This is a genomic window from Micromonospora sp. NPDC050784 (assembly GCF_044456765.1).
Taxonomy (GTDB): domain Bacteria; phylum Actinomycetota; class Actinomycetes; order Mycobacteriales; family Micromonosporaceae; genus Micromonospora; species Micromonospora foliorum.
Window position 1 is genome coordinate 188,852 of the sequence record NZ_JBITGG010000011.1, and the last position, 26,238, is coordinate 215,089.

At 70.5% G+C, this 26,238-nt stretch carries 22 protein-coding genes; 10 read left to right on the forward strand and 12 right to left on the reverse strand.

Features of this window, described 5'->3' with window-relative positions; genetic code table 11:
• Positions 1-59 precede the first annotated feature (59 nt).
• Positions 60-698, forward strand: a complete 639-nt coding sequence (locus tag ACIBD9_RS17555; protein WP_396718783.1) for a TetR/AcrR family transcriptional regulator — start codon at positions 60-62, stop codon at positions 696-698.
• A 533-nt stretch (positions 699-1,231) separates the two neighbouring features.
• Positions 1,232-1,420 (forward strand): hypothetical protein, encoded by a 189-nt coding sequence (locus tag ACIBD9_RS17560; RefSeq protein ID WP_396718785.1) that lies wholly within the window; start codon positions 1,232-1,234, stop codon positions 1,418-1,420.
• 28 nt (positions 1,421-1,448) lie between these two features.
• Here ACIBD9_RS17560 and ACIBD9_RS17565 read toward each other — a convergent pair whose 3' ends face one another.
• Entirely contained in the window at positions 1,449-2,600 is a 1,152-nt protein-coding gene (locus tag ACIBD9_RS17565; protein WP_396718786.1) for a helix-turn-helix domain-containing protein, read from the reverse strand.
• Entirely contained in the window at positions 2,587-2,748 is a 162-nt protein-coding gene (locus ACIBD9_RS17570; protein ID WP_396718788.1) for a hypothetical protein, read from the reverse strand. Before ACIBD9_RS17570 ends, ACIBD9_RS17565 begins: the two co-directional genes overlap by 14 nt.
• 223 nt (positions 2,749-2,971) lie before the next feature.
• On the opposite strand from ACIBD9_RS17570, the gene ACIBD9_RS17575 reads away from it, so the two are divergent.
• The 3 genes from ACIBD9_RS17575 (at position 2,972) to ACIBD9_RS17585 (ending at position 6,448) form a co-directional block, all read left to right on the forward strand.
• Positions 2,972-4,348: a hypothetical protein gene (locus ACIBD9_RS17575; RefSeq protein WP_396718790.1), complete on the forward strand. Its 1,377-nt coding sequence runs from the start codon at positions 2,972-2,974 to the stop codon at positions 4,346-4,348.
• Between the two features lie 2 nt (positions 4,349-4,350).
• A complete protein-coding gene (locus tag ACIBD9_RS17580) occupies positions 4,351-4,860 on the forward strand; it encodes an NUDIX domain-containing protein (RefSeq protein ID WP_396718792.1) in 510 nt (169 codons plus the stop codon).
• Between the two features lie 388 nt (positions 4,861-5,248).
• Entirely contained in the window at positions 5,249-6,448 is a 1,200-nt protein-coding gene (locus tag ACIBD9_RS17585; protein ID WP_396718794.1) for a toll/interleukin-1 receptor domain-containing protein, read from the forward strand.
• Positions 6,449-6,784: 336 nt separating this feature from the next.
• Here ACIBD9_RS17585 and treZ read toward each other — a convergent pair whose 3' ends face one another.
• The 3 genes from treZ to glgX are packed head-to-tail and all read right to left on the reverse strand — an operon-like array spanning position 6,785 to position 12,931.
• Positions 6,785-8,509 carry a malto-oligosyltrehalose trehalohydrolase gene (treZ, locus tag ACIBD9_RS17590; protein ID WP_396718796.1) on the reverse strand — a complete coding sequence of 575 codons (1,725 nt, stop codon included), beginning with the start codon at positions 8,507-8,509 and terminating at the stop codon, positions 6,785-6,787.
• Positions 8,506-10,812 carry a malto-oligosyltrehalose synthase gene (treY, locus tag ACIBD9_RS17595; RefSeq protein ID WP_396718798.1) on the reverse strand — a complete coding sequence of 769 codons (2,307 nt, stop codon included), beginning with the start codon at positions 10,810-10,812 and terminating at the stop codon, positions 8,506-8,508. The genes treZ and treY overlap by 4 nt, the downstream gene beginning before the upstream one ends.
• A gap of 1 nt (position 10,813) precedes the next feature.
• Positions 10,814-12,931, reverse strand: a complete 2,118-nt coding sequence (glgX, locus tag ACIBD9_RS17600; protein ID WP_396718800.1) for a glycogen debranching protein GlgX — start codon at positions 12,929-12,931, stop codon at positions 10,814-10,816.
• Between the two features lie 480 nt (positions 12,932-13,411).
• Here glgX and ACIBD9_RS17605 point away from each other — a divergent pair, with 480 nt between their 5' ends.
• A complete protein-coding gene (locus ACIBD9_RS17605) occupies positions 13,412-14,683 on the forward strand; it encodes a glycosyltransferase family 4 protein (RefSeq protein WP_396718882.1) in 1,272 nt (423 codons plus the stop codon).
• Between the two features lie 160 nt (positions 14,684-14,843).
• Entirely contained in the window at positions 14,844-15,488 is a 645-nt protein-coding gene (locus ACIBD9_RS17610) for a maleylpyruvate isomerase N-terminal domain-containing protein (RefSeq protein WP_396718802.1), read from the forward strand.
• Between the two features lie 74 nt (positions 15,489-15,562).
• Here the strand turns inward: ACIBD9_RS17610 and ACIBD9_RS17615 are convergent, their stop codons facing one another.
• From ACIBD9_RS17615 to ACIBD9_RS17630, 4 genes are all read right to left on the reverse strand, one after another.
• Positions 15,563-16,846 (reverse strand): citrate synthase, encoded by a 1,284-nt coding sequence (locus tag ACIBD9_RS17615; protein ID WP_091408199.1) that lies wholly within the window; start codon positions 16,844-16,846, stop codon positions 15,563-15,565.
• Positions 16,847-17,103: 257 nt separating this feature from the next.
• Entirely contained in the window at positions 17,104-19,107 is a 2,004-nt protein-coding gene (locus tag ACIBD9_RS17620; protein ID WP_396718804.1) for a sulfatase-like hydrolase/transferase, read from the reverse strand.
• On the reverse strand, positions 19,100-20,530 hold the full coding sequence (locus ACIBD9_RS17625) for a class I SAM-dependent methyltransferase (RefSeq protein ID WP_396718806.1): 1,431 nt from the start codon (positions 20,528-20,530) through the stop codon (positions 19,100-19,102). Before ACIBD9_RS17625 ends, ACIBD9_RS17620 begins: the two co-directional genes overlap by 8 nt.
• Before the next feature lie 18 nt (positions 20,531-20,548).
• Positions 20,549-20,698, reverse strand: coding sequence for a hypothetical protein (locus ACIBD9_RS17630; protein ID WP_165947858.1), 150 nt, complete (start codon positions 20,696-20,698; stop codon positions 20,549-20,551).
• A 200-nt stretch (positions 20,699-20,898) separates the two neighbouring features.
• Here ACIBD9_RS17630 and ACIBD9_RS17635 point away from each other — a divergent pair, with 200 nt between their 5' ends.
• Positions 20,899-21,747: an arginase family protein gene (locus tag ACIBD9_RS17635; protein ID WP_396718884.1), complete on the forward strand. Its 849-nt coding sequence runs from the start codon at positions 20,899-20,901 to the stop codon at positions 21,745-21,747.
• Positions 21,748-21,772: 25 nt separating this feature from the next.
• On the opposite strand, the gene ACIBD9_RS17640 is transcribed toward ACIBD9_RS17635, so the two are convergent.
• From ACIBD9_RS17640 to ACIBD9_RS17650, 3 genes are all read right to left on the reverse strand, one after another.
• Complete coding sequence (locus ACIBD9_RS17640) at positions 21,773-23,221, reverse strand: sensor histidine kinase (RefSeq protein WP_396718886.1); 1,449 nt, start codon at positions 23,219-23,221, stop codon at positions 21,773-21,775.
• A gap of 31 nt (positions 23,222-23,252) precedes the next feature.
• Complete coding sequence (locus ACIBD9_RS17645) at positions 23,253-23,999, reverse strand: response regulator transcription factor (RefSeq protein ID WP_396718808.1); 747 nt, start codon at positions 23,997-23,999, stop codon at positions 23,253-23,255.
• A 104-nt stretch (positions 24,000-24,103) separates the two neighbouring features.
• Positions 24,104-24,334 carry a hypothetical protein gene (locus tag ACIBD9_RS17650; protein ID WP_091408172.1) on the reverse strand — a complete coding sequence of 77 codons (231 nt, stop codon included), beginning with the start codon at positions 24,332-24,334 and terminating at the stop codon, positions 24,104-24,106.
• A 201-nt stretch (positions 24,335-24,535) separates the two neighbouring features.
• On the opposite strand from ACIBD9_RS17650, the gene ACIBD9_RS17655 reads away from it, so the two are divergent.
• Complete coding sequence (locus ACIBD9_RS17655; protein WP_396718810.1) at positions 24,536-25,483, forward strand: serine/threonine-protein kinase; 948 nt, start codon at positions 24,536-24,538, stop codon at positions 25,481-25,483.
• A 110-nt stretch (positions 25,484-25,593) separates the two neighbouring features.
• Positions 25,594-26,019, forward strand: a complete 426-nt coding sequence (locus tag ACIBD9_RS17660; RefSeq protein ID WP_196922768.1) for an OsmC family protein — start codon at positions 25,594-25,596, stop codon at positions 26,017-26,019.
• The last annotated feature ends 219 nt before the right edge of the window (positions 26,020-26,238 follow it).

Below are 26,238 nucleotides of genomic sequence, written 5' to 3' on the forward strand. Positions count from 1 at the left end.
TCTCCTCCAACAAGTTAGAGTCGAACTCTAGTGACATGCTCTAAAGTTAGACTCGTAACATGGATACGGTCAAGCGGCCGGACAAGCGAGCCGAGCGCTCACGTCGCACCCGCGAAAAGGTCATCGAGGCGGCTCGCGAGCTGTTCGTCGCGCAGGGTTACGGGGCGACGAGCCTGCAGGAGGTCGCGGACCGTGCGGGCGTGGCCGTCCAGACGGTCTACTTCGTCTTCCGCAACAAGCGCACGCTGTTCAAGGACGTCGTCGACACATCCATCGCCGGGGACACTGAGCCGGTCGCGACCATGGATCGTGAGTGGTTTCGCGCCGCGTGCGCCGAGCCCACCGCGGCCGGGCAGTTGCGCGCGCACGTCCACGGCACCGGCGAGATCCTGGGCCGGGTCGCCCCGATCATGCCGCTGATCGAGGCTGCCGCAGCCACCGACCCGGAGATCGCCGCACAGTGGCCGGACGGCCCCGACCCGCGCTACACAGTGCAGTACGCAGCGGCCGAAGCCCTGGCCGGCAAGCCCGACTTCCGTCCCGGCCTCTCCGTCGAGATGGCGGCGGACCTACTGTTCGGCCTGCTCAGCCCGCAGCTCTACCTGATCTTCGTCCGCGACCGCGACTGGTCACCGGACACGTGGGAAGAATGGGCCCGCACCGCCTTGACCTCCCAACTCTGCGCCGACCCCGGCTGAGCGGACAGATGTCACGATCGCCCTCCAGCCCGACGCGGTGATCTGCCTGATCGGCGTCGCCGTGATGGTGTGCGCGCCGCGCGGCTGGCGCGACTCGTCATGGCGCGCTGGGCGGGGGCGGGCACTCCAGGACCGCGATCGAGTTCCCGGCGAACAGCCCCAGGTGCGGGTGCCCGGAGAAGATCTGCACCGCCTCGTCGTGCGAGCCCGCCTCTACAATGGCGTAGGCGACGGCGCTGGCGCTGACCGGCACCCGGTTCGGCACCGACGGACCCGAGCCGGCCGGCGGCCGGATCCCTGAGGGCGGCTGCCTCGGCGAGGCGAACCGGCACCTGGCCGAGGGCGCGCTGCCGGTCGGCGAGACGCTCCTGTCCGACATGGCCCTGCGGGTCGGCAGACTGGCAGAACAGGACGCGCGCGTTCCGGCCGGGTTCCGGGCCTGGTCGACGTGCATGGCAGGCTAGGGGTTCACCCACGCCGACCCCTGGCAGGCCAACGACGACCCGAGGTGGAGCACCGACCATCCCAGCGACGTGGAGCGCCGGACCGCGGTGGCCGACGTCGCGTGCAAGGACAGCACGGACCTCGTGACGATCTGGCAAGCGGCGATGGTGGATCACCAGCGGCGCACGATCGCGAGCCGCTCCGCCGACATCGGACGCTACGAGCAGGCCAAGAGCGCCCGGCTCGCCAACGGCCGACGCGTGCTGGCGACGAGGTGAGGCCAGCCACGACCGGCAGGTAGGTCGGTCAGCGGGTGAGGCCGACCAGCGTGGCCAGTCGCGCCACGCCGGCCGGCGCCGGCTGCGCGCGGGCGACATCGGCGATCACGGTACGCGCCAACGGCCGGCACCGGACCTCGGCCGGCGCGACGCTGTCCGCGTCGACGAGCGCGCGGGCAGCGCCGCGCAGGTCACCAACATGGAGGTACGCCCGCGCGACGTCAACCAGATACGCGCCCCGGTACTCGGCCGGCAACCGCCGCCACGCCTCCCGCCGCACCACCGTTGAGTGCCTTCGTAGCGCCTCGTCGGTGTCACCCCGTTGCGTCGCCACCGCCACCCGCGCCAGCTCGACGGCGAGCGGCCCGAAGCTGGTGCGGTGCCGATCGTCGTACCCCCGAACGCTGGCCGCGACGCCCGCGGCCCGGTCGGTCAGCTCGTCGGCGCGGCGGTGCTCGCCGCAGCCGGCGGCGGCCAGGGCGGCCTGGAGCAGCAACGTCCCACCCACAGCCCACTCCCCCGCCGACCGGTGGGGACCCGAGGTGATGCGGTTGGCGGCGGCGAGCGTCGCGGCCAGGGCGAGGCGGTCGCGGCCCGACGCGCGGAGCGCCTGGGCGACCGAGGTGGCCGCCGTTGCCGCCAGGATCGGGTCATCGCCGGCAGCGGACATCGCCCGGTCGGCGGCCAGCCAGCCGAGGTCGGCCTCGCCGAGCTTCACCAGCAGCGACGAGGTGATCCGGTACGCCTGCACCGGCAACTCCGCCGACCGCGCGCCCCGGACGGCGTCGAGCAGACCCGGCAGGACCCGCACCAACTGGCCGTAGTGGGCGTGCTGGTAGCTCAGCCAGGCGTACCCGACCTGCCTTCTCAGCTCGTCCGTCTGCTCTGGGGCTTGCGGGGTGTCGTAGCGGGCGAGCGCGGCCCGGATGTCGTCCACGCCGTCCGGCGGGTTGGCAGGCGTGCTGCGCTGCTGGCCGAGCAGCACCTCCGGATCGACCTGCAGAACGTGGGCCAACTCCTGGATCACCGAATACCGGTCCAGGGCGCGCACACCCCGCTCCACCTTGTCCACCCAACTCTTCGACCTGCGCAACCGGTCGGCGAGCATCTGCTGCGTCATCGACCGCCGCACCCGCCAGCGGGCGACGCGGCGGCCGATCGGGAGGTCATCGTTGGTCACGCCGCCACCGCCGGTCCGGGACCGCGCGGGTCGTGTCCTCCACCGGTACGCGCTCTGCCTCAGCCTGCGCCAGGAGACGCTGTTTGGCAGCCTCCCGCTCGACCGCCTCCACCTGCTCACCCTTGTTTGCCGATTCGTCGTCCTGCATCGCCACCTCCGTCAGTCGGGGTGTGACGTTCAGACTTCGCCGCCACTCAGGACCCCTTCGATCAGCGAAGCGGGCTGCCGGTCCACGGACCAGATGGCAAGCGGTGCGCTCGGTTGCGCTGTTCAGGACGTGGGTTGCGCAGGGTTGCGCGGGTCCCCACAGGACCGCAGCAGCCCATAGGCTCGTGACTGTTGGTAGTTGCTTGATGCCTGGAGGCGGAACCATGGCGCGACCGGTGACGAACTCGGCGTTCGAGGGGCTGCTGAGTGCCGCCGGCTACGGCAACGCCCACGCCACTTTCGCTCGCCAGCTCAATCACGCCGGCCGCAACGAGGGCGCCTGGCGCTACGACGCTGCCAGCGTTTACTGGTGGCTGCGCGGTCGCCGGCCTGGCGAGCACGTACAGGCCGCCATGGCCGAAACGCTTGCCCGCAAGCTCGGTCGGCCAGTCGCCGTCACGGAGCTGGGATTCGGCGCAACCGAGAGCATCGGAGAGTGCACTTACCCCACTTCAATCGATGGGGCAATCAACAAGGCCGAGCAAATCTGGACGAGGCTGGCCAAGCACCTCAACCAACAAGCCAGCGGGACGTTCGACAGCGGCAAAGCGCTGGAGGCAGCACTCGGCTGGCGGTATGACCTGTCCGACGGGTCGACCAGCCGGACCGGCCGGCAACAGGTCACCTCCACCGACGTTCAATCGCTGTACGCGCTCGCGGACCACTTCACCGACCTCGACCGACGTCACGGCAGCGGCTCTCCGCACACCCGGGCCGTCATGGCCGACTTCCTCGTCCATCAGGTCGCGCCCATGCTGCGTGGCACCTACACCGATGCCGTTGGACGCGGTCTCATGCTTGCGGCGGCAATACTCTCCGGCCAACTCGCTTTCATGTCGTACGACGCGGGCGAACATGCCGTGGCGCAACATCATGTGACCCTCGGCCTGCGTCTCGCCAAGGCCGCTGACGACCGCCTCTACGGCGCTCACCTGCTGGCCAACCTGGCCACCCAGGCCGTGTTCTTGGGAAAAGCCCGAGAGGCAGCCCGGCTCGTCGAGGCAGCCATCGACGGAGCCGGGCGCGCACCCGCAGCGGTCCTCGCTCGGTTGCACGCCACCGCCGCCACCGCCTACGGACAGTCAGGCGAGCGGCGCGCCTGCCAACTCGCCCTCACGACGGCTGAGCGTGCTCTCGATCGGGCGGGCGATGACCCCGGCCCGCGTTGGGTCGGCTACTTCAGCCCAGCCCATCTGGCCGGGGCCGCGCTGAGGTGCCTGGGAGACCTTCATTTGCATACTGAAGCCCTCCGACACGTTCCCGGAGCGCTCACCGTAGGCAGCCAGAACCTACGGACGCGTGCGTTGCACACCGCCCTCATCGCCAAGACTCATGCCCGCGCTGGAGACGCCGATACCGCCTGCAACTGGAGCTGGAAGTTGGCGCAGCAAGCTGGGGGCATTCAGTCGGCGCGTCTTCACCAACGCGTCCGCGAACTCACTGCCGCGCTCAGGCCTCATCAGGCATCGCCGCAGGTCAACGAAGTCCTGCTGACCCTTGCTGCCATGCCAGCAGTGACCCTAGGGCGGAAGCACGGATAGGCATGTCCGCTAGCGTCACCGATGTGACCTGGACGGAGCCCTCAACCTGGTACGCCCATCTGGCGTCTTTCTACGCGGCCGCCGCTGCCTTCATCACTGATCCAGCAGGCAACGTGCTGCTCGTCAAGCCCACGTACCGAGACCACTGGGCCTTTCCCGGCGGCTACGTGGATGAGGGCGAGTACCCACATGACGCCTGCGCACGCGAGGTCCGAGAGGAGCTGGGGATAGCTGTATTCGTGGGTGACCTTCTCGTAGTCGATTGGGCAGAGCCCGCCGGGCAGCGACCTCGCGCAATCGTCAGCTTCACGTTCGATTGCGGCTCCATTGTCAGCCATGACGGCTTAAATCTACCAAGTCATGAGCTGGAGGACGTTGCCTTCTTCCCGTGCCAAACGGTCGAGCAGCGCCTTCCCGCCAACGTAGCCCCGCGCGTTCGTGCGGCTTTGCGCGCACGTGAACGACATGCTCCCGTATACCTTGCTGGTGGCTCGACCGTCCCACCGCCCTGATTTGATGAGAACGGCAACGAAGCTACGCCTATGCCGCAAACTGGGTCATCCTCGTCCGACGCATGGGCCCCTCGTCCTGCACGCTCAAGGTCAAGCGCTCCATGGGGGTTGACTTGCCTTCCTGCTGGTAGTCGTCCAACCCATAGGGTGTAACGGTAGGTGCACCGAGAGGGCCCAGTCACGGCCAATTCCAGTGATCGAGGGCTACCTAGGGTCTGTCGGGTCGGTCCGCGTCTCGGTTTCGCCCTCGACTAGGCGGATATCGCCGCCCACTTCGTGATGCCTTGACGGTGACCACTGTCAACCATCCGACACAGCTGCAAGCCATTCCGGCCAAGTCGGTTGCCAGGAGTCGACATCCTGCACCGGATCGAGAATGATTTGCCGCATGGGCGAACAGACTGGGGCCAGGGGCTTCTGGAGCTACGCCAGAGAGGATAATCGCCTAGACGACGGGGCTATCCTCAAGCTGGCGACCGCACTGGAACAGGAGTTCAATCTAATTGCTGGCCGACCACTCAAGCTATTCGTGGATAGAAATTCGATTGAATGGGGCGACGAATGGCGACAACGCATTGATTTGGCCCTGAATGAGGCGGTATTCTTCATTCCCGTATTAACACCAAGATACTTTACTAGAATTGAATGCCGAAGGGAGCTTCTCGACTTCTACGGGCGAGCAAAGAGCGTCGGCCTCGAGCGGTTGATGCTGCCCATCCTTTACGTCGATGTGCCTGACTTTACCGGAGCAAACCAGGATGAAGCTGTAGCCCTCATTGCACGAATTCAGAGTGTCGACTGGCGCAGCTTACGTCTGGAAGGTTTAACTTCCCCTGAACACCGGAAATCCGTCCACCAACTGGCCAAGAGATTGAACGAGCTTGAGCTTCAAGCAAACGAAATTCAGCTGGCCCGCGAACTCGATCCAAGCCATGCTGACGGTTCGGGGATCCACGACGTGGTACAGGAGATCGACGGCTCCTTCGCCGATTGGCTGAAGGCGGTGTTAGGGGATAAAGTAAATTCAGCGCAAATGAATGCGACCTACGAACAGCACAAGGACCATCTGGCGCGGCTGAGGGCGAGGCGGAGCCCTCGCTCGGCGATCCTCGCAACGCAACTTCGATTCGGCCCCGACATATTACCGCTTGCCGAGCGATTCTTGCGCGATGCCCAGGTGTACCTGGCGCGCAGTTCTCAGATTAACCCGTTAATGCTGACCCTCATACGTCAACTGAAGGAGCATCCGGAGGAATCCAGCCTGGCCAACCACATACTCGAAGGCATCGCCGACGCCGTGGATAATTTTACCGACCCGGAAACCAAGCACGGGAGGCACTACCTATCTACCATCAATCATCTTAGCCAGACGATCAACAAGGCCGAGAAGTGCCTCGAGACCGCTCAAGCTTTCGTAAGCCAAGGCAATGAGATAGTGGCCGGCTGGTGGAATAATGGCCTAGGTGAAATAGTGGAGCAGGAAAACTTCTTGCCATTAAGCGGGACCCCTAGTGGTTATTGGACGAAAACAGATTCACCAAATAAGCGACGAATCATCATAGAGCAGGCAATCGATGCGTCATCGTAGTCGAAGCCTACGCATCCACAGCGGTAGCCTCATCCAACTATCGCGGCAGACCCGCCTCCAACTAATCGGACGTGGGGCGGAATCTTTGCGGTCGCGTCGCCCATCAGCAAAGGCTCTCAGCGGCTAACGAGGTGTCCGACCACCTGAAGCTGGAGCGCAGGACCGGATCCAGCTGACCGAAGGACTGCGCAACCGCGAATTGCCATCGTGCGAGCGGCACGCGATTCGGCTTCGGGTCACGCCTAAGAATCCGAACCGCTCGCGGGAAGCTTCCGCACATTGCCCTCGTGCATCCACCAGCCACCAAGGCCGTTGGACTTCCTCGTCAAACTCTGGTCACAGCGCCACGATCGCCGCAGTCTCAGCCGGCAGCTGGATCCGGTCCCGCATCACCGTGACCCCCTCCCCCGTAGCCAGCAGCACCCGCCGAGCCACCCCAGGCAGCGAAACCCCCTGCCCCCGCCCAGCTAGGTTCGCCACGACAAGCGTGTCCCCCCGCCGCATCACCAGGAACTGGTCCCCGTGCTGAACGGAGACAGCGTTCAACCGAGGATCCGACAGGTCAGGAAGAGATCGACGCGTGGCGATCAACCGCTGGTAGAACGACAACATCGAAGCATGCTCAGGCTTGTCCAGCTCGGCCCAGTCCAACCGCGACCGTACGAACGTCTGCGGGTCCTGCGGATCGGGCACGTCCCCTTCCGGCCACCCGTGCGCCGCGAACTCCCGTCGCCGCCCGGTCCGCACCGCAGACGCCAACTCCGGCTCCGGGTGCGAGGTGAAGAACTGCCAAGGCGTAGAAGCCGCCCACTCCTCCCCCATGAACAGCATGGGAGTGAACGGCGCCGTCAGCAGCAGCGTGGCCCCAACGCGGAGCAGCGAAGGCGACAGAGAAGCCGAGATCCGATCCCCGGTGGCCCGGTTCCCGATCTGGTCGTGGTTCTGCAGGTAGGCCACGAACCGGTGCCCAGGCACCCGAGGATCAACCGGCCGCCCGTGATGCCGATTCCGGAAGCTAGACCAGGTCCCAGCGTGGAAGAACCCGCCGGTCAGCACGTCCGACAGCGTCTCCAGAGAGCCGAAGTCCCCGTAGTACCCCTGCCGCTCCCCCGTCAGCAACGTGTGCAGCGCGTGGTGCGCGTCGTCGTTCCACTGGGCGTGCAGCCCGAACCCGCCCGCCTCGCGCGGCGTGATGAGCCGCGGGTCGTTGAGGTCAGATTCGGCGATGAGCGACAACGGCCGCCCCAGGTGCGTCGACAGCGACTCGACCTCGATGGCCAGCTCTTCGAGCAGAGGAACCGCCCGCGAGTCGGGCAGCGCGTGCACAGCATCCAAACGCAGCCCGTCGACGTGGTAGTCGCGCAGCCACATGAGCACGCTGTCGATGATGTAGCGGCGTACCTCGTCGGAGTGCGGGCCGTCCAGGTTGATCGAGCGACCCCAGGTGTTGCTCTGCTCGGCGAGGTAGGGCCCGAACTGCGGCGCGTAGGCCCCGGAGGGCCCGAAATGGTTGTAGACAACGTCGAGGATCACCCCCAAACCGCGAGCGTGGGCGGCGTCGACGAACCGTTTCAGGCCGTCGGGGCCGCCGTAGGGCTCGTGTGGGGCGTACCAGCAGACGCCGTCGTACCCCCAGTTGTGTTCGCCGTTGAAGGCGTTGACCGGGAGCAGCTCGATCAGGTCGACACCCAGGGAGACGAGGTGGTCGAGGCGGTCGATGGCCGCGTCGAAGGTGCCTTCCGAGGTGAAGGTGCCGATGTGCAGCTCGTAGAGGATGCTGCCGGGCAGTTGCCGGCCGGTCCACGCGCTGTCGGACCACGCGAATTCGGCGTGGTCGTAGCGGCGGCTCGGCCCGTGCACTCCCGCAGGCTGCCACGGTGACCGGGGGTCGGGCAGGGGGGTTTCGTCGTCGTTCAGCAGAAAGGAGTAGTCGAGGCCGGCGTCGGGCACGTCGACCCGCCACCAGCCGTCGGCGGCGGCGCGCATCTCGTGGTCGGTGTCGCCGGCCAGGCGCAGGCGCACCCGGGCGGCGTCCGGTGCCCAGACGGAGAATTCGGTCATGAAACGGCCTCCTCGGCAGCGGTGAGAGGAGTCAGCAGAGCCACGGGATAGTCGGCCAGGAGGTCGTCCAGAGGGGTCTCCCCGCCACTGTAGACCCGGCCGGTGAACAGGTCCTTCATCTCGTGAACGGGAAGTGACAGGGCTGTGTCACACCACCCACCGGCGCGGGCCAGGCCCAGCGGCAGCCGGGTCGCCACGGCGATCGCGCCGCCCCGGTCGAAGGCCACCACGTGCCGACCCACCGGCCCGTGCGCGGGCACCGGCCGGTAGGTGGTGAACAGCTCCGGGTGAGCCCGCCGCAACCGCAGGGTCCGCGACACGACGAGCAGCTTCGCCGCCCCGTCGGTGTCGATCGGGGGACGCCAGCCGCCGTCGATGCGTGCCAGCAGCTCTCGGCGTACGTCGAAGTCGACCGGGCGGCGGTTGTCCGGGTCGACGAGGGAGTTGTCCCACAGCTCGGTGCCCTGGTAGGTGTCCGGCACCCCGGGCATGGTGAGCTGGATCAGCTTCTGCCCGAGCGCGTTGCACCAGCCGGCCGGGGTGATCGCGGTGGCGAGTTCGGTCAGCTCGTCGTGCAGGCTTGGGTCGTCGTACATCCGGTCGACGACGGCGTGCAGGGCCTGCTCGAAGGCCGGGTCGGGGTCCGCCCAACTGGTCGAGGCCCCGGCCTCCCGGGCGGCCTTCTCGACGTACGCGTGCAGCCGTTCCCGCTCGATCGGCCACGCCCCGACGGCGGTCTGCCAGAGCAGGTGGGCGAACGACGGGTCGGGCAGCGGCGCGTACTCCATCCAGGTCTTGACCTGCTCGGCCCAGCGGCCCGGCAGCTCGCTGAGCACGGCGAGCCGGGCGCGGACGTCCTCGCCGCGTTTGGTGTCGTGGGTGGAGAGGCTGGTCATGCTGGCGGGCCAGCGGACCTGGTGGGCGCCGGCGAAGCGGTGGAACTCCGCGGGCGGCACCCCGAAGTGGGCGGGGCTACCGCCGACCTCGTTGAGCGCCACGAACCGGGTCCAGCGGTAGAACGCGGTGTCCTCCACACCCTTGGCCATCACCGCGCCGCTGAGCTGCGGGAACCGTTGGGCCAGCTCGTCGTCGGGGTTGCGCAGCCGGCGGGTGACCGCGTCCAGGGCACCGGCCAGGTCGGGGCGGCGGCGGCCGGCCTCGGAGCGGGCGGCGGCGAGGTGCCGGGCGCCGTGCGGCGGGTAGCCCCGGTAGACCGGGAACGCGGCGGCCAGCTCGGCGAGCGCCGCGCGGGCCTGCTCGGTGGGCACCTCGGGGGCGAGGGCGGCCAGCCGGGTCAGCTCCGCGGCGAGCAGTTGGGTGGCGGCGGCCAGTTTGGTGGCGTGGGTCAGGTCCTCCCAGGAGGTGTGCCGCCCGGTCAGCCGGTTGTCCAGCGCGGTGAAGTCACCCTCGGCGTCGGTGTCGACGAAGAGCCCGCCGACCGCGGCCAGGGCCTCGTAGCCGGTGGTGCCGTCCACCGGCCAGTCCGGCAGCTCCTCGCCGTACTCCAGGATCTTCTCCACCACGAGCCAGGCGTCCGGCGCGGCGGCCCGCAACCGGGCCAGGTAGCCGGCCGGGTCGCGCAGGCCGTCCGGGTGGTCGACGCGGATGCCGTCGACCTCCCCGGCGGCGGCCCAGCGCAGGACCAGTTCGTGGGTGGCGGCGAAGACCGCCGGGTCCTCCACGCGCAGACCCGCCAGGCCCGCGATGGCGAAGAACCGGCGGTACGTCAGCTCGGCGTCACCGCGCCGCCAGGAGACCAGCTCGTAGTGCTGCCGGTCGTGCACCTCGGCGGCACTGCCGTCGCCGGTGCCCTCGGCGACCGGGAAGCGGTGCTCGTGGTAGCGCAGCTCCCCATCGACAAGCTTGAGGTCGTCCAGGGCGGCCGGGTCGTCGGCCAGCACCGGCAGCAGCAGCCGGCCCCGGTCCCAGTCGATGTCGAACCAGTCGGCGTACGCCGAGTCGCGCCCCCGGCGCAGCACGTCCCACCAGGGCGGGTTGGCCGCCGGAACGGCGACCCCGGCGTGGTTGGGCACGATGTCGACGGCCAGGCCGAGCTGCTTGTCGCGCAGTGCGCGCAGCAGCCGCTGCCGGGCGGCCTCCCCGCCCAGCTCCGGGTTGACGGCCCGGTGGTCGACCACGTCGTAGCCGTGCTGGGACCCGGGCGTGGCGGTCAGCAGCGGGGCGCTGTAGAGGTGGCTGACGCCGAGGTCGTCCAGGTAGTCGACGATCGCGGCGGTGGCGTCCAGGTCGAAGCCGGGGCGGACCTGGACCCGGTAGGTGGCCTTCGGAGGGGTGGCCGGCATGTCAGATCGTCCTCTCCAGCACGACGAGGGACCGGTCCGGCACCCGGATGGTGCCGCCCGCGCTGATCACCGTGGCGTCGCCCGGCTCGGGTTCGGCCGTGCTGATCACCCGTTCCCACTTCTGGCCGTACTCGCTGCCGGGCATGGTGAAGTCCAGCGGCGCGTCGTGGGCGTTGAAGCAGAGCAGGAACGACGCGTCGTGGTGCTTCTGGCCGTACTGGCCACGCTCGCGGATGCCCTCGCCGTTGACGAAGAGCGCCACCGAGCGGCCGAAGTCGTTGCCCCAGTCCTCGCCGGTCATCTCCCGCCCGTCCGGGGTGTGCCAGGCCAGGTCGGGCAGCGGCTCGTCGATGCCGCGCCCGTTCACCGGCAGGCCGGTGAAGAAGCGGCGACGCCGGAACACCTGGTGACGTTTGCGGAACGCGGTGAGCGTCTGGACGAACTCCAGCAGTTGCTCGTCGACGTTGTCCCAGTCGACCCAGGCCAGCTCGCTGTCCTGGCAGTAGACGTTGTTGTTGCCGTGCTGGGTGCGGCCCAGCTCGTCACCGTGGCCGATCATCGGCACGCCCTGCGACAGCATCAGGGTGGCCAGGAAGTTGCGCCGCTGCTTGGCCCGCAGGGCGAGGACCGCCTCGTCGTCGGTGTCGCCCTCGACCCCGCAGTTCCAGGACCGGTTGTGGCTCTCGCCGTCCCGGTTCTCCTCGCCGTTGGCCTCGTTGTGCTTGTCGTTGTACGACACCAGGTCGTTGAGGGTGAACCCGTCGTGCACCGTGACGAAGTTGATGCTGTGGAACGGGCGGCGGCCGTCGTCCTGGTAGAGGTCGGCGGAGCCGGAGATCCGGGACGCGAACTCGGCGAGGGTGGCCGGCTCACCGCGCCAGAAGTCCCGCACGGTGTCGCGGTACTTGCCGTTCCACTCCGTCCACAGCGGCGGGAAGTTGCCCACCTGGTAGCCGCCGGGGCCGACGTCCCACGGTTCGGCGATCAGCTTCACCTGGCTGACCACCGGGTCCTGCTGCACCACCTCGAAGAAGGTGGAGAGCCGGTCCACCTCGTAGAACTCCCGGGCCAGTGTGGCCGCCAGGTCGAAGCGGAAACCGTCGACGTGCATCTCGGTCACCCAGTACCGCAGCGAATCCATGATCAGTTGCAGCGAGTGCGGGCTGCGCACGTTGAGGCTGTTGCCGGTGCCGGTGTAGTCGACGAAGTAGCGGCGGTCCTCCTCGCTGAGCCGGTAGTAGCTCGGCGCGTCCACGCCCTTGAAGCTCAGCGTCGGCCCGAGGTGGTTGCCCTCGGCGGTGTGGTTGTAGACCACGTCGAGGATGACCTCGATGCCGGCCGCGTGCAGCGCCTTCACCATGCCCCGGAACTCCTGCACCTGCTGGCCGAGGCGGCCCAGCGCGGAGTATCCGTGGTGCGGGGCGAAGAAGCCGATGGTGTTGTAGCCCCAGTAGTTGCGCAGACCCAGGTCGACGAGGCGGTTGTCGTGGATGAACTGGTGCACCGGCATCAGCTCGATCGCGGTCACCCCGAGCCGGGTCAGATAGTCGATCATCGGCGGCGAGGCGATGCCCGCGTACGTGCCGCGCAGTTCCTCCGGGATGTCCGGGTGGCGCATGGTCAGCCCGCGTACGTGCGCCTCGTAGATCACCGAGTGGTGGTAAGGGGTACGCGGCGGCTTGTCGTTGCCCCAGTCGAAGTACGGGTTGACGACCACCGACTTCGGCATGAACGGCGCCGAGTCGGTCTCCGACATCCGCTCCGGCTCCGCCATGTCGTAGTCGTAGACCGCCGGGTCCCATTCCACGTCACCGTCGATGGCCTTGGCGTACGGGTCGAGCAGCAGCTTGTGCGGATTGCAGCGCAGCCCGTTCGCCGGGTCGTACGGGCCGTGCACCCGGTAGCCGTAGCGCTGGCCCGGCTCGATGCCCGGCAGGTACGCGTGCCACACGTACGCGTCGACCTCGCGCAGCTCGACACGGCGCTCCGCGCCGGTGTCCCACTCGTCGAAGAGGCACAGCTCGATCCGCTCGGCCACCTCGGAGAAGATGGCGAAGTTGGTGCCCATCCCGTCGTAGGTGGCGCCCAGGGGGTACCGCTCGCCCGGCCAGACCTGCATGTCGCTCCTTAGACCATGGATATGTGCGCGCCGGCCGACTCCACCCGCGCGCATGCGGGTAGTGCCCCCGGCCCGGGCGCGCCAATCCATCCTTTCAGGCGGTGACCAAAAACCACCTGTCTGATGCGCCGTACACCGATCGGGTGTCCTCCGTCACGATGACCCTTTTCGAGGTGCGTTCTTGGGTCCGATGGACTTTCCTTGACCGGGGACAAGCGTCCGCGCGTGCCCGCCAGGCCCTCGGCCACCCCTTACACCTCTCGCTCCGCCGCCACTGACGCCGGCGCGCACCACCATGCATGGACGGAGACTGATGTGACCCTGCGGGTCGACGAGCAGCTCGCTGCCACCAAGGACCGGGCCCACCGGCCCACCCTGACCTCCCGGCCCCCCGCGCAGCCCGGTCCCACCGCGCAGCCCGGCACGCCCGCGCCGGCGCAGTCCGGCCCCGGGGTGCCCCCGCAGACCCGCCGCATCCTCATGCTGTCCTGGGAGTACCCGCCAGTGCTCGTCGGCGGTCTCGGCCGACACGTGCACGCCCTCTCCGTCGCCCTCGCCGCCGCCGGCCACGAGGTCACCGTCGTCACCCGCCACTCCGAAGGCGCACCCCTGGAGGAGTACGCCGACGGCGTCCGCATCCTGCGCGCCCCCGAAGACCCGGTCACCTTCCCCCTCGCCACCGGCTCCCTGCTGGCCTGGACCATGGCCTTCAACCACACCCTCACCCGCACCGCCCTGCGCGCCACCCAAGCCGGCTCCTACGACGTCATCCACGCCCACGACTGGCTCGTCGCGCACACCGCGATGACGTTGCGCGACCACCTGGACATCCCGCTGGTCAGCACGATCCACGCCACCGAGGCCGGGCGGCACCAGGGCTGGCTGCCGGAGGAGATGAACCGCACCATCCACGGCGTCGAGCAGTGGCTCAGCAGCGAGTCCAACCGGGTGATCGTCTGCTCCGGGTACATGCGCGACGAGGTGAACGCGCTCTTCGGCGTACCGGCCGCGCGGGTCGACGTGGTCGCCAACGGCGTGGAGCCGCACCGCTGGCGGGTGCCCGCACGCGCCGTGGCCGCCGCCCGCGCCCGCTTCGCCGGGGACGGCCCGCTGGTCACCTTCGCCGGCCGTCTGGTGTACGAGAAGGGCGTGCAGCACCTGATCGCCGCACTGCCCCGGCTGCGCGAGCGGCACCCCGGGCTGCGCGCCGTGATCGCCGGTGACGGCCCGTACCGCGCCGAACTGGAGGCCGAGGTGCACCGCCGCGGCCTCGGCGGCATGGTCACCATGCCGGGCTTCCTGGGCGGCACCGACCTGCCGGCGCTGATGGCCGCGTCCGACTGCTTCGCCGTGCCCAGCATCTACGAGCCGTTCGGCATGGTCGCCCTGGAAGGCGCCGCGGCCGGCGCTCCCATCGCCGTGGCCGCCACCGGTGGCCTCGCCGAGATCGTCGAACCGGGCGTCACCGGGATGACCTTCCGCCCGCACGACCCGGACAGCCTGACCGACGCCGTGGACGCGCTGCTGTCCGACGCCGACCGCGCCCGCGTCATGGCCCGCCACGCCCGCCGGATGGTCCACGACCAGTACGGCTGGGCCGCCATCGCCCAGCGCACCGCCGCCAGCTACGCCGCCGCCATCCACCACGACGCCGCGTTCACCGCCGAGCGCGCCGAGCAGCGGATGTCGCAGGGTCGCGCCCTCCCGGCGATCCCCGAGGGCAACCTCCTCGCCGCCGCCGGCCTGCGCTGACGGTGCTGGCCCGGCCCGTTCGCGCTTGATCGACTCGGTTTCCTTGAAGTCGGGGTGTCCCGGTGCTGGGACCCCCCGACTTCCTGAAAGCCGAGTCGATCATGCCGTGACGAGCGCAGCGCACCCGGCGCCGCGTGGCCGGGGCTGTCAGAATGTGCGAATGTCTCGCCCTGTCGACGCCCTGGACGCCAGCTTTCCGGTCGCCGCCGCGATCGCGCTGGACCTGATCCGACGCCCCGAGGTGTCCGAGCAGTGGTCCAGCCCGAGCGCGCTGCCGCACCTGTCCGTGGGTGGCCTGGCGTGCCACCTGGGACGTCAGGCGGTACGCGCGGCGGAGCTGCTGCCGACGCCGACCGACCTGCCGACCTTGGAGTCGGCCGACACCCATTACGAGCGGGCCGCCTGGGTCAGCGAGGGTGCCCCGGACAAGGACACCGTCGCCTCCGGCCCGGACGAGGCCGACGCCCTCCGCGGGCCGGCCGACCTGCACGCGCATTCCGCCCGGGCGCTGGAGGAGGTCGGCGACCTGCTCTCCCGAGGTGCCGCCCGCGAGATCGTGCCGATCCCGTGGCAGGGCTGGTCGTTGCGGCGCGGTGACTTCCTACTCACTCGTCAGCTCGAGATCGTGGTCCACTCCGACGACCTCGCGGTGAGCATCGGCGTACCCACGCCGGAGTTCCCGGCGGACGTCTTCGACCCGGTACGCGACCTGCTGGTCCGACTGGCCGTGCGTCGCAACGGCCAGTCCGCGTTGATCAGCGCGCTGAGTCGCAGTGAGCGAGCCGGGAACATCTCCGCCTTCTGACAGCTCTGACGCACCGAACGCCGCAGGCCGCCGACCCGGAGGGGTCGACGGCCTGCGGTGAAGCGAGGAGCGGGTCAGCGCTCGCCGAAGGGGACGTAGTCCCGCTCGGCGGAGCCGACGTAGACCTGCCGCGGACGGCCGATCTTGGTCTCCGGGTCGCTGATCATCTCGCGCCACTGGGCGATCCAGCCGGGGAGCCGGCCGAGCGCGAAGAGCACGGTGAACATCTTGGTCGGGAAACCCATGGCCTTGTAGATCAGGCCGGTGTAGAAGTCCACGTTCGGGTAGAGCCGGCGGGAGACGAAGAAGTCGTCGGCGAGGGCGATCTCCTCCAGCTCCATGGCGATGTCCAGCAGCGGGTCCGGCTTGGCCATCCGGCCCAGCACGTCCTGCGCGGCCTTCTTGACGATCGCCGCCCGCGGGTCGTAGTTCTTGTAGACCCGGTGGCCGAAGCCCATCAGCTTGACGCCGTCCTGCTTGTCCTTGACCTTGCGGACGAAGGACCGGACGTCGCCGTCGCCGGCGTGGATCTGCTGGAGCATCTCCAGCACCGCCTGGTTGGCGCCGCCGTGCAGGGGGCCGAAGAGCGCGTTCACGCCGGCCGAGACCGAAGCGAACAGGTTGGCGTTGCTGGAGCCGACCAGGCGGACGGTCGAGGTGGAGCAGTTCTGCTCGTGGTCGGCGTGCAGGACGAAGAGCATGTCCAGCACCTTCGACATCACCGGGTCGACCTCGTACGGCTCCGCCGGCACGCCGAACGTCATCCGCAGCAGGTTGTCCACGTACCCCAGCGAGTTGTCCGGGTACAGCAGCGGCTGACCGATGGACTTCTTGTACGCGTACGAGGCGATGGTGGGGACCTTCGCCATCAACCGGACCGTGGAGATCTCCACGTGCTCGGAGTCGAACGGGTCCAGGCTGTCCTGGTAGAAGGTGGACAGGGCGCTCACCGCGGACGAGAGCACCGCCATCGGGTGGGCGTCCCGGGGGAAGCCGTCGAAGAAGCGGCGCATCTCCTCGTGCAGCAGCGAGTGCCGCCGAATCCACTCGGTGAACTCGGTCAGCTGCTGCTCGGTCGGCAGCTCACCGTAGATGAGCAGGTAGGAGACCTCCAGGAAGGAGGACTTCTCGGCCAGCTGCTCGATCGGGTACCCCCGGTAACGCAGGATGCCCGCGTCGCCGTCGATGTAGGTGATCGCGGATGAGGCAGCGGCGGTGTTGACGAAACCGGGGTCGTACGTGGTCATCCCGGTTTCCTTCAGCAGCTTGCTCACCCCGATACCGGCGGGGCCCTCGACCGCAGGATGTACCGGCATCGACAGCTGCCCACCGGGGTGATCGAGCTTGACTTCCGTCATGTGGTTCCTCGCTTCGCCGGCAGATCTACGTTGAATTGCCTTCGCTTCTACCGTAATTGCGGCTCGGGGGACAACGCCCGCCGTGGTTCGGCGGTGAGGTATGCGTCACCCGATTCCCGACCGGGCGGCCGGGAAACCCGCATCCCGCCAGACGGGACCAGACCGGACCATCCCCCGAAAGCCGGGGCCGGACCGACCCCCGAAGCCCCGGCCGGACCGACCACGGAAGCCGGAACGGACCGAACCCGGAAGCCTCGTCAGGACAGGGTGAGGCGTCGCAGCGTACCGTCCGTCGCGACCTGGAAGACGTCGAGCTTGTTGGTGCCGGCGTGGAACAGCTTGTCGTCGGCGAGCAGCGCGGCGAACCGGCGTCCGCCGGGGTCGGCCGGCACCACGGGGACGACGGCCCCGATGCGGCCGTTGACGGCGACGGCGAGGAGGGTGCCGTCCGGGATCCGGTCCGGTACGTCGCCCCAGACCAGCGCCGGGAGGGTGCCGGTGTCCGGGTCCATGGCGGTGAACGCGGCCAGGTCGGCGACCCGGGCGCTGCCGTCGGCCGGGCCGGCGCGCACCTCGGTGCCGACCAGCGGGTGGGGTGTCGGCAGGGGTGGCGGGGCGGGCACGCCGCCGGGGAAGGTGACCGGTTCGCCGGGGCGGTCGTAGAAGTGCTTCGTACCGTCGGTGCGGGGGGCCTGCCGGGCGGAGCGCCCGTCGACCCGCCACGGCAACCGGATGCCGGCTTCGTCGGCCACGGTCGGCAGCAGGTCGACGTGTTCCCAGTTGCGGTCGTCGACCCGGCCGGTCTGCTGCCGGGGTTCCTTGACGAACGTCGGCACCCAGGCGACCTCGCCGGCGGCGGCCTTGATGGCGTCCATGCCCCGGCCCTGGGCGCCGGGGCGGAAGCTGACCCCGTGATCGGCGGTCACCACGACGAGGGCCTGGTCGTAGAGGCCGTTGGCGCGCAGCGTCCGCAGCGTCTCGCCGATCAGCCGGTCGGTGTAGCCGAGCTGGGCGAGGTGCCGCTGCCGGGCCAGGTCGACCCACCCGGCGCCGTCGTTGGGCAGGTCCTCGGGGGCGTCGTAGCGCGCCCCGGACGGCAGGTACGCCCACGGTGAGTGCGGCATCAGCAGGTGCAGGAAGTGCAGGGTGGGCCGGTTCGTCGGCGTCAGCCCGGCCAGAAAGCTGGTGAACCGGGCGGGTTGGTTGTCGTCCAGGCTGTCCCAGCGGAACTTCGGGTCGGCCGGCGCCGGTTCGGCGGCGTCCAGGCCGGCCTCGGCGCGGGTCTGCTCCCGGTAGGAGTCCTCCGGGTCGACGGCGCTCTCGGTGGGCCCGGCGACCCGGCCGAGCAGTTTGCCGGTCTCCCGGACCAGCACGCCGAGCCCCTGCTCCGGGGTGACCGGCTGTTCGCAGCGACTCGGTGGGCAGAGCCGGGTGATGCTCTCCTCGGCGCGGATGTCGTACAGGCCACCGAAGGCGGTGAAGAGGTTGTCCGGGTACTGCGAGTAGTGCGGGGCGACCGGCTTGGCCGGGTAGCGGCCGGTGAGCATCGCCGGCAGCGCGTTCGGCGTCCACCCGCTGACCCCGGTGGAGTTGCGGTACCAGGTGGATCCGCCGGCCAGCTCGGCGAAGTGCGGGTACCGCCCGGCGTCGATCTTCCCGTCCGTGCCGAGCAGGCTGACCAGTGGCAGTTCGTCGAGGATCAGCATGACCACCGGCGGGTGCACGGCCGAGCCTTGCGCGGTGCCGGCCGTGCCGCCGTCGCCGCGCGGCAGGACCACCGCCGAGGTCGGCGAGACGAGCAGGAAGAGCGCCACGAAGGCCACCGGGCCGGCGGCGGCCAGTCGCAGCACCCGGCCCGGCGCCCGCCACCGCCGGTGTGCGGCCGCGCCGGCCGCGCCGGCCAGCAGCGCCACCAGCAGCAGGGGTACGCCCCGAAGCGGCGTCACGTGCCGACCCACCTGCACGGCGAGCGCGGCGACCAAAAGCCCGACCAGCCCGGTGTGGGTGATGGCGCGGGCGGTCCGGCCGGCGAGTCGGCTGAGCGCGCCGAGCAGCGCCACCGCGACTGTGGGGAGCACCGTCACCAGGGCGACCAGCAGCAGGATCTGGGCCGGGTCGGCGCGGTGGAAGAGGAAGAAGTCGGGGCTGCGACCGAGCACGTCCAGCAGTGGCTGGGTGACCACGAGACCGACCAACGCGACGATCTCCAGCAGCCGACCCAGCTCGCCGCGCCAGCCCCGCTCCCACCGCGGTTCAACCACCCATCACCGTCCGGTAGAGCGTGCGGGTGCCCGAGGGCAGCTCGAGCCGGTCGGTGATCCGTCCCCGGGCGCCGAGCAGCGTCTCGAAGGTGTCGCGTCGGTAGTCCGGGAAGAGACCGGCGGGCTTGTTGGCAAGCAGCCGGGTCGCCATCGGGTCCTCCGGGTGGACGAACTCCACCACCACCGCGCCGCCCGGCGCGGTCAGCCCGGCCAGCCAGTCGATGACCTCCGGCAGCGGCACGTTGCGTCCGATCGCCAGGTGGTGCACCACGGCCAGGGCGAGCACCACGTCGGCGGACGCCCGCTCGGCGAAACCGGCCCGCTCGACGCCCCGCCAGCCGCCACCCGGCGAGGGGTCGGCCAGGTCCAGCACCAGCGGCAGGATGCGGCGCTGCCCCTCGGAGCGCAGCCGTCGGTACAGCTCGTCGACGACGGCCGGGTCCTGCTCGACGGCGACCACGTAGTCGGCGTGGCCGGCCGCCAGCCGGGAGTACCGGCCATCGTTGGCGCCGAGGTCGAGCACGAGGCGGGGGCGGGTGCCGGCGGCCACCGCGGCGGCCACGAACTGCTCCTTCGCCACCCGGTCGCGGGCCGAGTAGCCGCAGGTGCGTTGGTAGTCCGACCAGTGGCTCTCGGGCGGGCGGCGGTCCAGTTTGCGGACCATTTTCTCGATGCCGCGTACGGTGGCGAGCAGTAACTCGCGGGAGAAGCCGGCGGCGCGCAGTTGGTCGCGGACCTCGCTGGTGCTGGCGGCGGCGTTGCTCTGCTGCATGGCCCCGTGCAGGTGCAGGTGGGTCAGCACGCCGGGGCGCAGCCGGCGGGCCCCGTTGAAGAGCGGCCGCAGCTCGTCGGCCTCGATGCCGTCGACCCGGGCGCGCAGCCACGGTTGGAAGTCGACGCCCAGGTGGGCGGTGAGCATCAGCGGGTAGAGCACGGTCTGGCAGAACTGCCGGTAGCCGGCCCACGGTTCGCCGTCGCGGACCGGCTCGAAGGAGCCGATGTCGATGAAGACCGGTGCGGCGCCCCGCCACTGGAGGTTGTACGCCGAGCCGTCCTTGGTGGTGAAACCCTCACGCAGCGCGGCGTTCAGGATCTCCAGGTGCAGCAGGGCGGCGTCGCGCAGCATGCTGAACGACCACTCGTACGGGTGGGAGACGAACGGGATGCGCTCGTGGCGCAGCACGGCGGCCCACGGCGTGCCGGCCGTGGCGGGCACCAGTGTCGGCGGGGCGTCCTCGGTGGCGCAGACCTTGCGCGCGGCGACGAGCGCCGGGAAGAACGTGCTGCCGGTCAGTGCCCGCCAGTGCTCGGCGGCCTGGGGGTCCAGCCCCCGCAGCACCTCGTCGCCGACGTGGAAGACCCGGTTGGCCGGGTCCCGGAAGGAGGCCGGCTCGGGCCGTACCTCGGTGGGTGAGATCGCCATCGTCGGGCCTGGCCCGCGTCAGCGCTGGTCGGTGGGTTGCCGGCGGAACCGGTCGACCAGCCGTCGCCAGTAGAGCTTCGCGGCGACCGCGGCGCCAGCCACCCCGCCGACGACCGCCTGCACGATCAGGCTGCCGGACCCCGCGTCCAGGTAGGCCAGATGTTCCACCGATCGCTCCTTGCCCTCGCCGCCTCGACACCGGCGTCCCGGGCATACACCGATGAGGCTTTTAACCCAGAAAGCCGGACTTGTCCATCACCGTACGCCGGTCCCTGTCGCCGTCGAGGGCACATCGGCGTACTCCCAGCCTCGCCACAGAATGCGGCCGGGACGGCGGACCGCGCCGGTACGCTGCGGACGTGCGCTGGATGATGGTGGACGCGCCGCTGGACTCCTCCGGCGCTGGCCGCGGCGAGGAGCGGGCCCCCACCGCGCTGCGCCGGGCCGGCCTGCGCGAAGCCCTGGCCGCCGACGACGACGGGCAGATCGACGAGGCCCGGTTGCGCGACCCGAACCGCGACCCGGCGAGCGGGGTGATCGGCGCGGCGGGCCTGGTCCGGGCCGGCGGCGCCATCGCGGCACGGATCGGCGCGCTCGTCGCGGACGGCCACCGCCCACTGGTGCTCGGCGGGGACTGCGCGATCCTGCCCGGCATCTGCCGGGCCCTGCCCCCGGCGACCGACCTGTGGTTCGTCGACGCCCACCCCGACTTCCTCGACGGCACGACCTCGCCGACCGGTGAGGCCGCCGACATGGACCTCTCGGTGGTCACCGGGTACGGTCCCGCCGCCGCCGTCGGGCCGACCGGCGCGCTGATCGAGCCGAGCCGCGTCCACCTGCTCGGGCACCGCCCGGCCACCGACGAGAGCAGCCGGGTCGAGGCGGCCCGGATCGACCCGGCGATCCGCCAGATCAACGCCGCCGAGTTGCGGCGCCGAGGCGCGGCGACGGTCGGAGCGGGCCTGGCCGCCGACGGCGACGGGCCGGCCTGGCTGCACCTCGACCTGGACGTGGTGGACCCGCGCGACCTGCCCGCCGTGACCTACCCGGAGCCGGACGGGCCGCGCTGGGCCGACCTGATCGCGCTGGTCACGCCGCTGGCCCGCGCCGACCGGCTGCTCGGGATGAGCGTGACCGACCTGAACCCCGACGAGGACCCCGACGGGCGGCACACCCGCCGCGTCGTCGAGGTCCTCACCGAGATGCTGAGCGACTGACCGGCGCCGGTGTGCCGCGCGTTGCCTACGCGTCGGCTGTGGGATTGGGCAGCCGGACGGTAAACACCGTCCGACCTGGACGGCTCTGCACCCCGACCGTGCCGTGGTGGGCCTCCACCACCGCCGCGACGATGGCGAGGCCGAGGCCGGTGCTGCCGTGCGCGCGGGACCGGGAGCTGTCGCCCCGGGCGAACCGCTCGAACACCTCCGGTTGCAGCTCCACCGGCACCCCGGGCCCGTTGTCGGCGACGGTGAGTACGGCGCTGGCGGCGTCGACGGCCAGCGTGGTGGTGACCGTGCTGCCGGGCGGGGTGTGCACCCGGGCGTTGGTGAGCAGGTTCGCGACCACCTGGTGCAGTCGGGCGGCGTCACCGGGCACCCGGATCGCCACCTCGGGCAGTTCGAGCTGCCAGCGGTGTTCGGGGCCGGCGACGTGCGCGTCGCTGACCGCGTCCACCACCAGGGCGGTCAGGTCCACCGGTTCGACCGCGAGCGGACGGCCGGTGTCGAGGCGGGCCAGCAGCAGCAGGTCATCGACGAGGCTGGTCATCCGGGTGCTCTCCGACTCCACCCGGCGCAGCGCGTGCGCCACGTCGGCGGGAACCTCGTCGCGGCCACGCCGGGCCACCTCGGCGTAGCCGCGGATCGCCGCGAGAGGCGTCCGCAACTCGTGGCTGGCGTCGGCGACGAACTGGCGTACCCGGGTCTCGCTGGCCTGCCGGGCGGAGAGCGCGTCGGCGACGTGGCCCAGCATCCGGTTCAGCGCCGCGCCGACCTGACCGACCTCGGTGCGCGGGTCGGTGTCGGCGGACGGCACCCGGACGGCGAGTGCGACCTCCCCCCGGTCCAGGGGCAGCTCAGTGACGCGGGTGGCGGTGGCGGCCACCCGGTTGAGCGGTCGCAGGGTCGCCCGCACGATCAGCGCTCCGGCGGCACCGGCGATGACGAGCCCGACGGCGGCCACGGCTGCCTGCGCGGCGACCAGCGCCCAGACGGTCTCCTGGACGCCGGAGAGGGGGACCGCGACGACGCGTACCCGGCCGTCCCAGTACTGCCGGGCCACGGCCCGGTAGTCACCACGGTCGCCGAGGTCGACGGTGCGCGGTCTGGCGTCGACCGGCAGGCCCGCCAGCGCGGCGACCTCCCCCACCGGGACGGCCTGCGGGTCGGGGAACGCGTTGGAGGCGCTGTTGGTCAGGGTCCGGGCGCTGGTCACCCGGCCGTCGGCGATCTCGGCGACCACCGCGCCGGACGGCAACCCGGGTGGGATGCCGCCCAGTCCGTTGCCGGGGAAGGCCGGCCGGCCGGGACGGTCGCCCCGCATGCCCGTCGCCGGGGCCAACTGGGCGTCCAAGCGGTCGATCAGGAAGTGCCGCAGCGCCACCGTGGTCAGGCCCCCGATGGCGACGCTGACCAACGCCAGCAGCGCGAGCAGGGCAAACACCAGTCGGGTACGCAGGGAGCGCCCGGCCAGCCACCTCCGGGCGGCCCGCAGCGGGCGGCACCTACTCGGCGGGTTTGAGGACATAGCCCGCGCCGCGCAACGTGTGGATCATCGGTGCCCGGCCGGCGTCGATCTTCTTGCGCAGGTACGAGATGTACAGCTCCACCACGTTGGCCTGGCCGCCGAAGTCGTAGTTCCACACCCGGTCGAGGATCTGCGCCTTGCTGAGCACCCGGCGCGGGTTGCGCATCAGGTAGCGCAGCAGCTCGAACTCGGTAGCGGTCAGGGTGACGAGCTGGCCGGCCCGGCGGACCTCGTGGCTGTCCTCGTCGAGGCTGAGGTCACCGACAACCAGCACCGCCTCCTCCCGGGCGGCGATCGCGAGCCCGGAGCGGCGCAGCAGCGCGCGCAGCCGGGCGATCACCTCCTCGAGGCTGAACGGCTTCGTGACGTAGTCGTCGCCGCCGACGGTCAACCCGGCGATGCGTTCCTCGACCGCGTCGCGGGCGGTCAGGAAGAGCACCGGCACGGTGGGGGCGTGCTCGCGCAGCCGACGCAGCACCTGGAAACCGTCCAGGTCGGGCAGCATCACGTCGAGCACCACGGCGTCCGGCTCGAACTGTCGGGCGGTGCTCAACGCCGCCATGCCGTTGCCGGCGGTGCGGACCTGCCAACCCTCGTAGCGCAGGGCCATCGACAGCAGGTCGGTGAGCGTGGGTTCGTCGTCGACCACCAGTACCCGGACGGGTTCACCGTCGGGGCGACGCAGCTCGATCCGGCTCGGCGCGGCCTGCCCGTTCATGACCATGGGCCCCAGCGTGGCCGCGACACCTGTGCCACGCCCCTGCGGAAGCTGTGCGCCAGCTGTGCGACCGGGCCGCCGCGACGCCACCGGTCAGACCCGCCTCGTGGTCACTCGGACACGCCGTACGCGTCGGTGCGCACGAAGCGCATGCTCCAACCGCCGGCCTCGTCGGGCCGGTCGCGCTCGTAGAGGTGGTCGGGGCCGGGCTGCACCGGGCCCGTGCCGTCCGGGTGCCGCATGATCCAACGCTGGGGTGGGGCGCCGTCCGACCCGGCCGGCAGCAGCCGGACCAGGCCGTCCGCGGGCCCGCCGACGAAGCGTACGGTGACCTCGCTCATCGCGGCGCCCCCTCGGGTGACCGTGCCGGCACAATGGGTGACACCGGCTCTGGCTCGCAAGCTACCGCACCCGCCGCCGTGGCGCAGCGAGGTGCGCGGGGCCGTCCGCCCCCGAATCGGGCTCCGGTTTGCCCAGTTCGGCGCTCGGGTACCGGCATCTGAGCACCCGGCCGTCGGCGGGGCGAGGACGAGGAGTGGTCGATGCGCATGCTGGACGGGCGGTACCGGCTCGAACAGCGCATCGGGGTGGGTGGGATGTCCGAGGTGTGGCGGGCGTACGACCAGGTGCTGGACCGGCCGGTCGCGGTGAAGCTCATCTCGCCCGGTCACGACGATCGGGACGGCCCGGTGGACCGGATCCGCGCGGAGGCCCGGTCGGCGGCCCGCCTGGAGCACCCCAACGTGGCGAGCGTGCACGACTTCGGCACCTCCTCGACGTGGCCCGGCCGACCGGTGCCCTACATCGTCATGGAACTGGCCGAGGGTGAGACGCTCGCCGTGCACCTGCGCGCCGGGCCGCTTGACTGGCAGATCGCGGTGCGGGTCTGCGCGGAGGTCGCCGCCGCGCTGGCCGCCGCGCACGCCGAGGGCATCGTGCACCGGGACGTCAAGCCCGCCAACGTCATGCTCACCCCGGCCGGGGTGAAGGTGCTCGACTTCGGCATCGCCATCGCCGCCGGAGCACCGGACCCGATGCCGACCGGGATGGTGCTGGGCACTCCGGCGTACCTGGCGCCCGAACAGCTGGACGAGGCGCCGGCCACCCCGGCCGCCGACATGTACGCCCTCGGCGTGCTGCTCTACTACAGCCTCACCGCCCGCCTGCCCTACCGCGCGGCGACCGCCAGCGAACTGCTGCTCGTCCGCCGCCGTCAGCCACCGGAGCCGCTGCCCGACATCACCGGGCTCCCGCCGGAGGTCGCCGAGCTGTGCCACTCCTGCCTCGCCGACGATCCCGAGCAGCGTCCGACCAGCCTGGTCGCCGCGCTGCTGCTGGCCGAGGCCGTGGACGCCCGGGTGTACGTGCCGATGACGATCCCGACGAGCCGCCGGTCGGTCGCGACGTCGCCGTGGACCGAACGGGCCGCCGCGGAGGCCACCGAGGCGGTGGCGGTGGCCCACGAGCCGAACCTGCCCTACGGGCGCTGACCGCACGCCGCACGGACGTTTGGTTGGCGGCGGCGGGGTTCGCGGGGCGGCACAGCGTTTCGCCGGGCGGCGGTCGGGTAGCCGGCCTGGTGAGCGACGGGAGAAACGCGATGCCGGATCAGAGTTCCTGGCTGCGTGAGGCCACAGCGACCGCCGAGGGCGGTCACGTACGCACCGACGATGGCGGGCTCTCCACCGCGCTGGCCTCACCGCTGGCGCCCCACTGCACCGGGCTGACCCCGGAACAGTTGCTGGCCGCGGCCTTCGCCTCCTGCCTGCACCACGCGGCGGTGGAGGTGGCCGGGGAGATCACCGACGAGGCGCACACCGTGCAGGTCCGAGCCGAGGCGAAGCTGGGACGCGACAACGACGGCCGATACCGGGCCGACGTGCACGCGGAGATCTCCTCCGCCGGCCTGAGCCGAGACCAACTGGCCGACCTGGTCGAGTACGCCGACCGGCTCTGGCCGTTCTCCAGCAGCGACACCAGCCGACACCGCCTGACCGTCACCCCAGCAGAAAACGGCCGACACTGACGCCCCAGCCCGGGCCGGTTGGTGGAGGTGTGCATCGGTTGTTCGGATGACCGCCTGGCATGGCTGCGGGCTCGACCGGCAGGCCGACAGCGCGACCGCATTCACCCGACAAGTCGGGAATAACCGTCTGGAGTGATCCGCGAGGTTGATCAGCTTCGCCTATGCTTTGTGAACTAAAGTCGGCATGATCAGGGCAAATTGTGGCGCATGCCACTCTAC

What these genes read in the sequence shown, in the direction of transcription:
- ACIBD9_RS17570 (WP_396718788.1), bottom strand. Translation starts at nt 2,748, where the DNA reads ATGCAGGACGACGAATCGGCAAACAAGGGTGAGCAGGTGGAGGCGGTC.
- ACIBD9_RS17635 (WP_396718884.1), top strand. Translation starts at nt 20,899, where the DNA reads ATGATGGTGGACGCGCCGCTGGACTCCTCCGGCGCTGGCCGCGGCGAG.
- treZ (WP_396718796.1), bottom strand. Translation starts at nt 8,509, where the DNA reads ATGACCGAATTCTCCGTCTGGGCACCGGACGCCGCCCGGGTGCGCCTG.
- ACIBD9_RS17655 (WP_396718810.1), top strand. Translation starts at nt 24,536, where the DNA reads ATGCGCATGCTGGACGGGCGGTACCGGCTCGAACAGCGCATCGGGGTG.
- ACIBD9_RS17660 (WP_196922768.1), top strand. Translation starts at nt 25,594, where the DNA reads ATGCCGGATCAGAGTTCCTGGCTGCGTGAGGCCACAGCGACCGCCGAG.
- ACIBD9_RS17585 (WP_396718794.1), top strand. Translation starts at nt 5,249, where the DNA reads ATGGGCGAACAGACTGGGGCCAGGGGCTTCTGGAGCTACGCCAGAGAG.
- ACIBD9_RS17615 (WP_091408199.1), bottom strand. Translation starts at nt 16,846, where the DNA reads ATGACGGAAGTCAAGCTCGATCACCCCGGTGGGCAGCTGTCGATGCCG.
- ACIBD9_RS17555 (WP_396718783.1), top strand. Translation starts at nt 60, where the DNA reads ATGGATACGGTCAAGCGGCCGGACAAGCGAGCCGAGCGCTCACGTCGC.
- ACIBD9_RS17605 (WP_396718882.1), top strand. Translation starts at nt 13,412, where the DNA reads ATGCTGTCCTGGGAGTACCCGCCAGTGCTCGTCGGCGGTCTCGGCCGA.
- ACIBD9_RS17625 (WP_396718806.1), bottom strand. Translation starts at nt 20,530, where the DNA reads ATGGCGATCTCACCCACCGAGGTACGGCCCGAGCCGGCCTCCTTCCGG.
- ACIBD9_RS17645 (WP_396718808.1), bottom strand. Translation starts at nt 23,999, where the DNA reads ATGGTCATGAACGGGCAGGCCGCGCCGAGCCGGATCGAGCTGCGTCGC.
- ACIBD9_RS17575 (WP_396718790.1), top strand. Translation starts at nt 2,972, where the DNA reads ATGGCGCGACCGGTGACGAACTCGGCGTTCGAGGGGCTGCTGAGTGCC.
- treY (WP_396718798.1), bottom strand. Translation starts at nt 10,812, where the DNA reads ATGCCGGCCACCCCTCCGAAGGCCACCTACCGGGTCCAGGTCCGCCCC.
- ACIBD9_RS17580 (WP_396718792.1), top strand. Translation starts at nt 4,351, where the DNA reads ATGTCCGCTAGCGTCACCGATGTGACCTGGACGGAGCCCTCAACCTGG.
- ACIBD9_RS17610 (WP_396718802.1), top strand. Translation starts at nt 14,844, where the DNA reads ATGTCTCGCCCTGTCGACGCCCTGGACGCCAGCTTTCCGGTCGCCGCC.
- glgX (WP_396718800.1), bottom strand. Translation starts at nt 12,931, where the DNA reads ATGCAGGTCTGGCCGGGCGAGCGGTACCCCCTGGGCGCCACCTACGAC.
- ACIBD9_RS17650 (WP_091408172.1), bottom strand. Translation starts at nt 24,334, where the DNA reads ATGAGCGAGGTCACCGTACGCTTCGTCGGCGGGCCCGCGGACGGCCTG.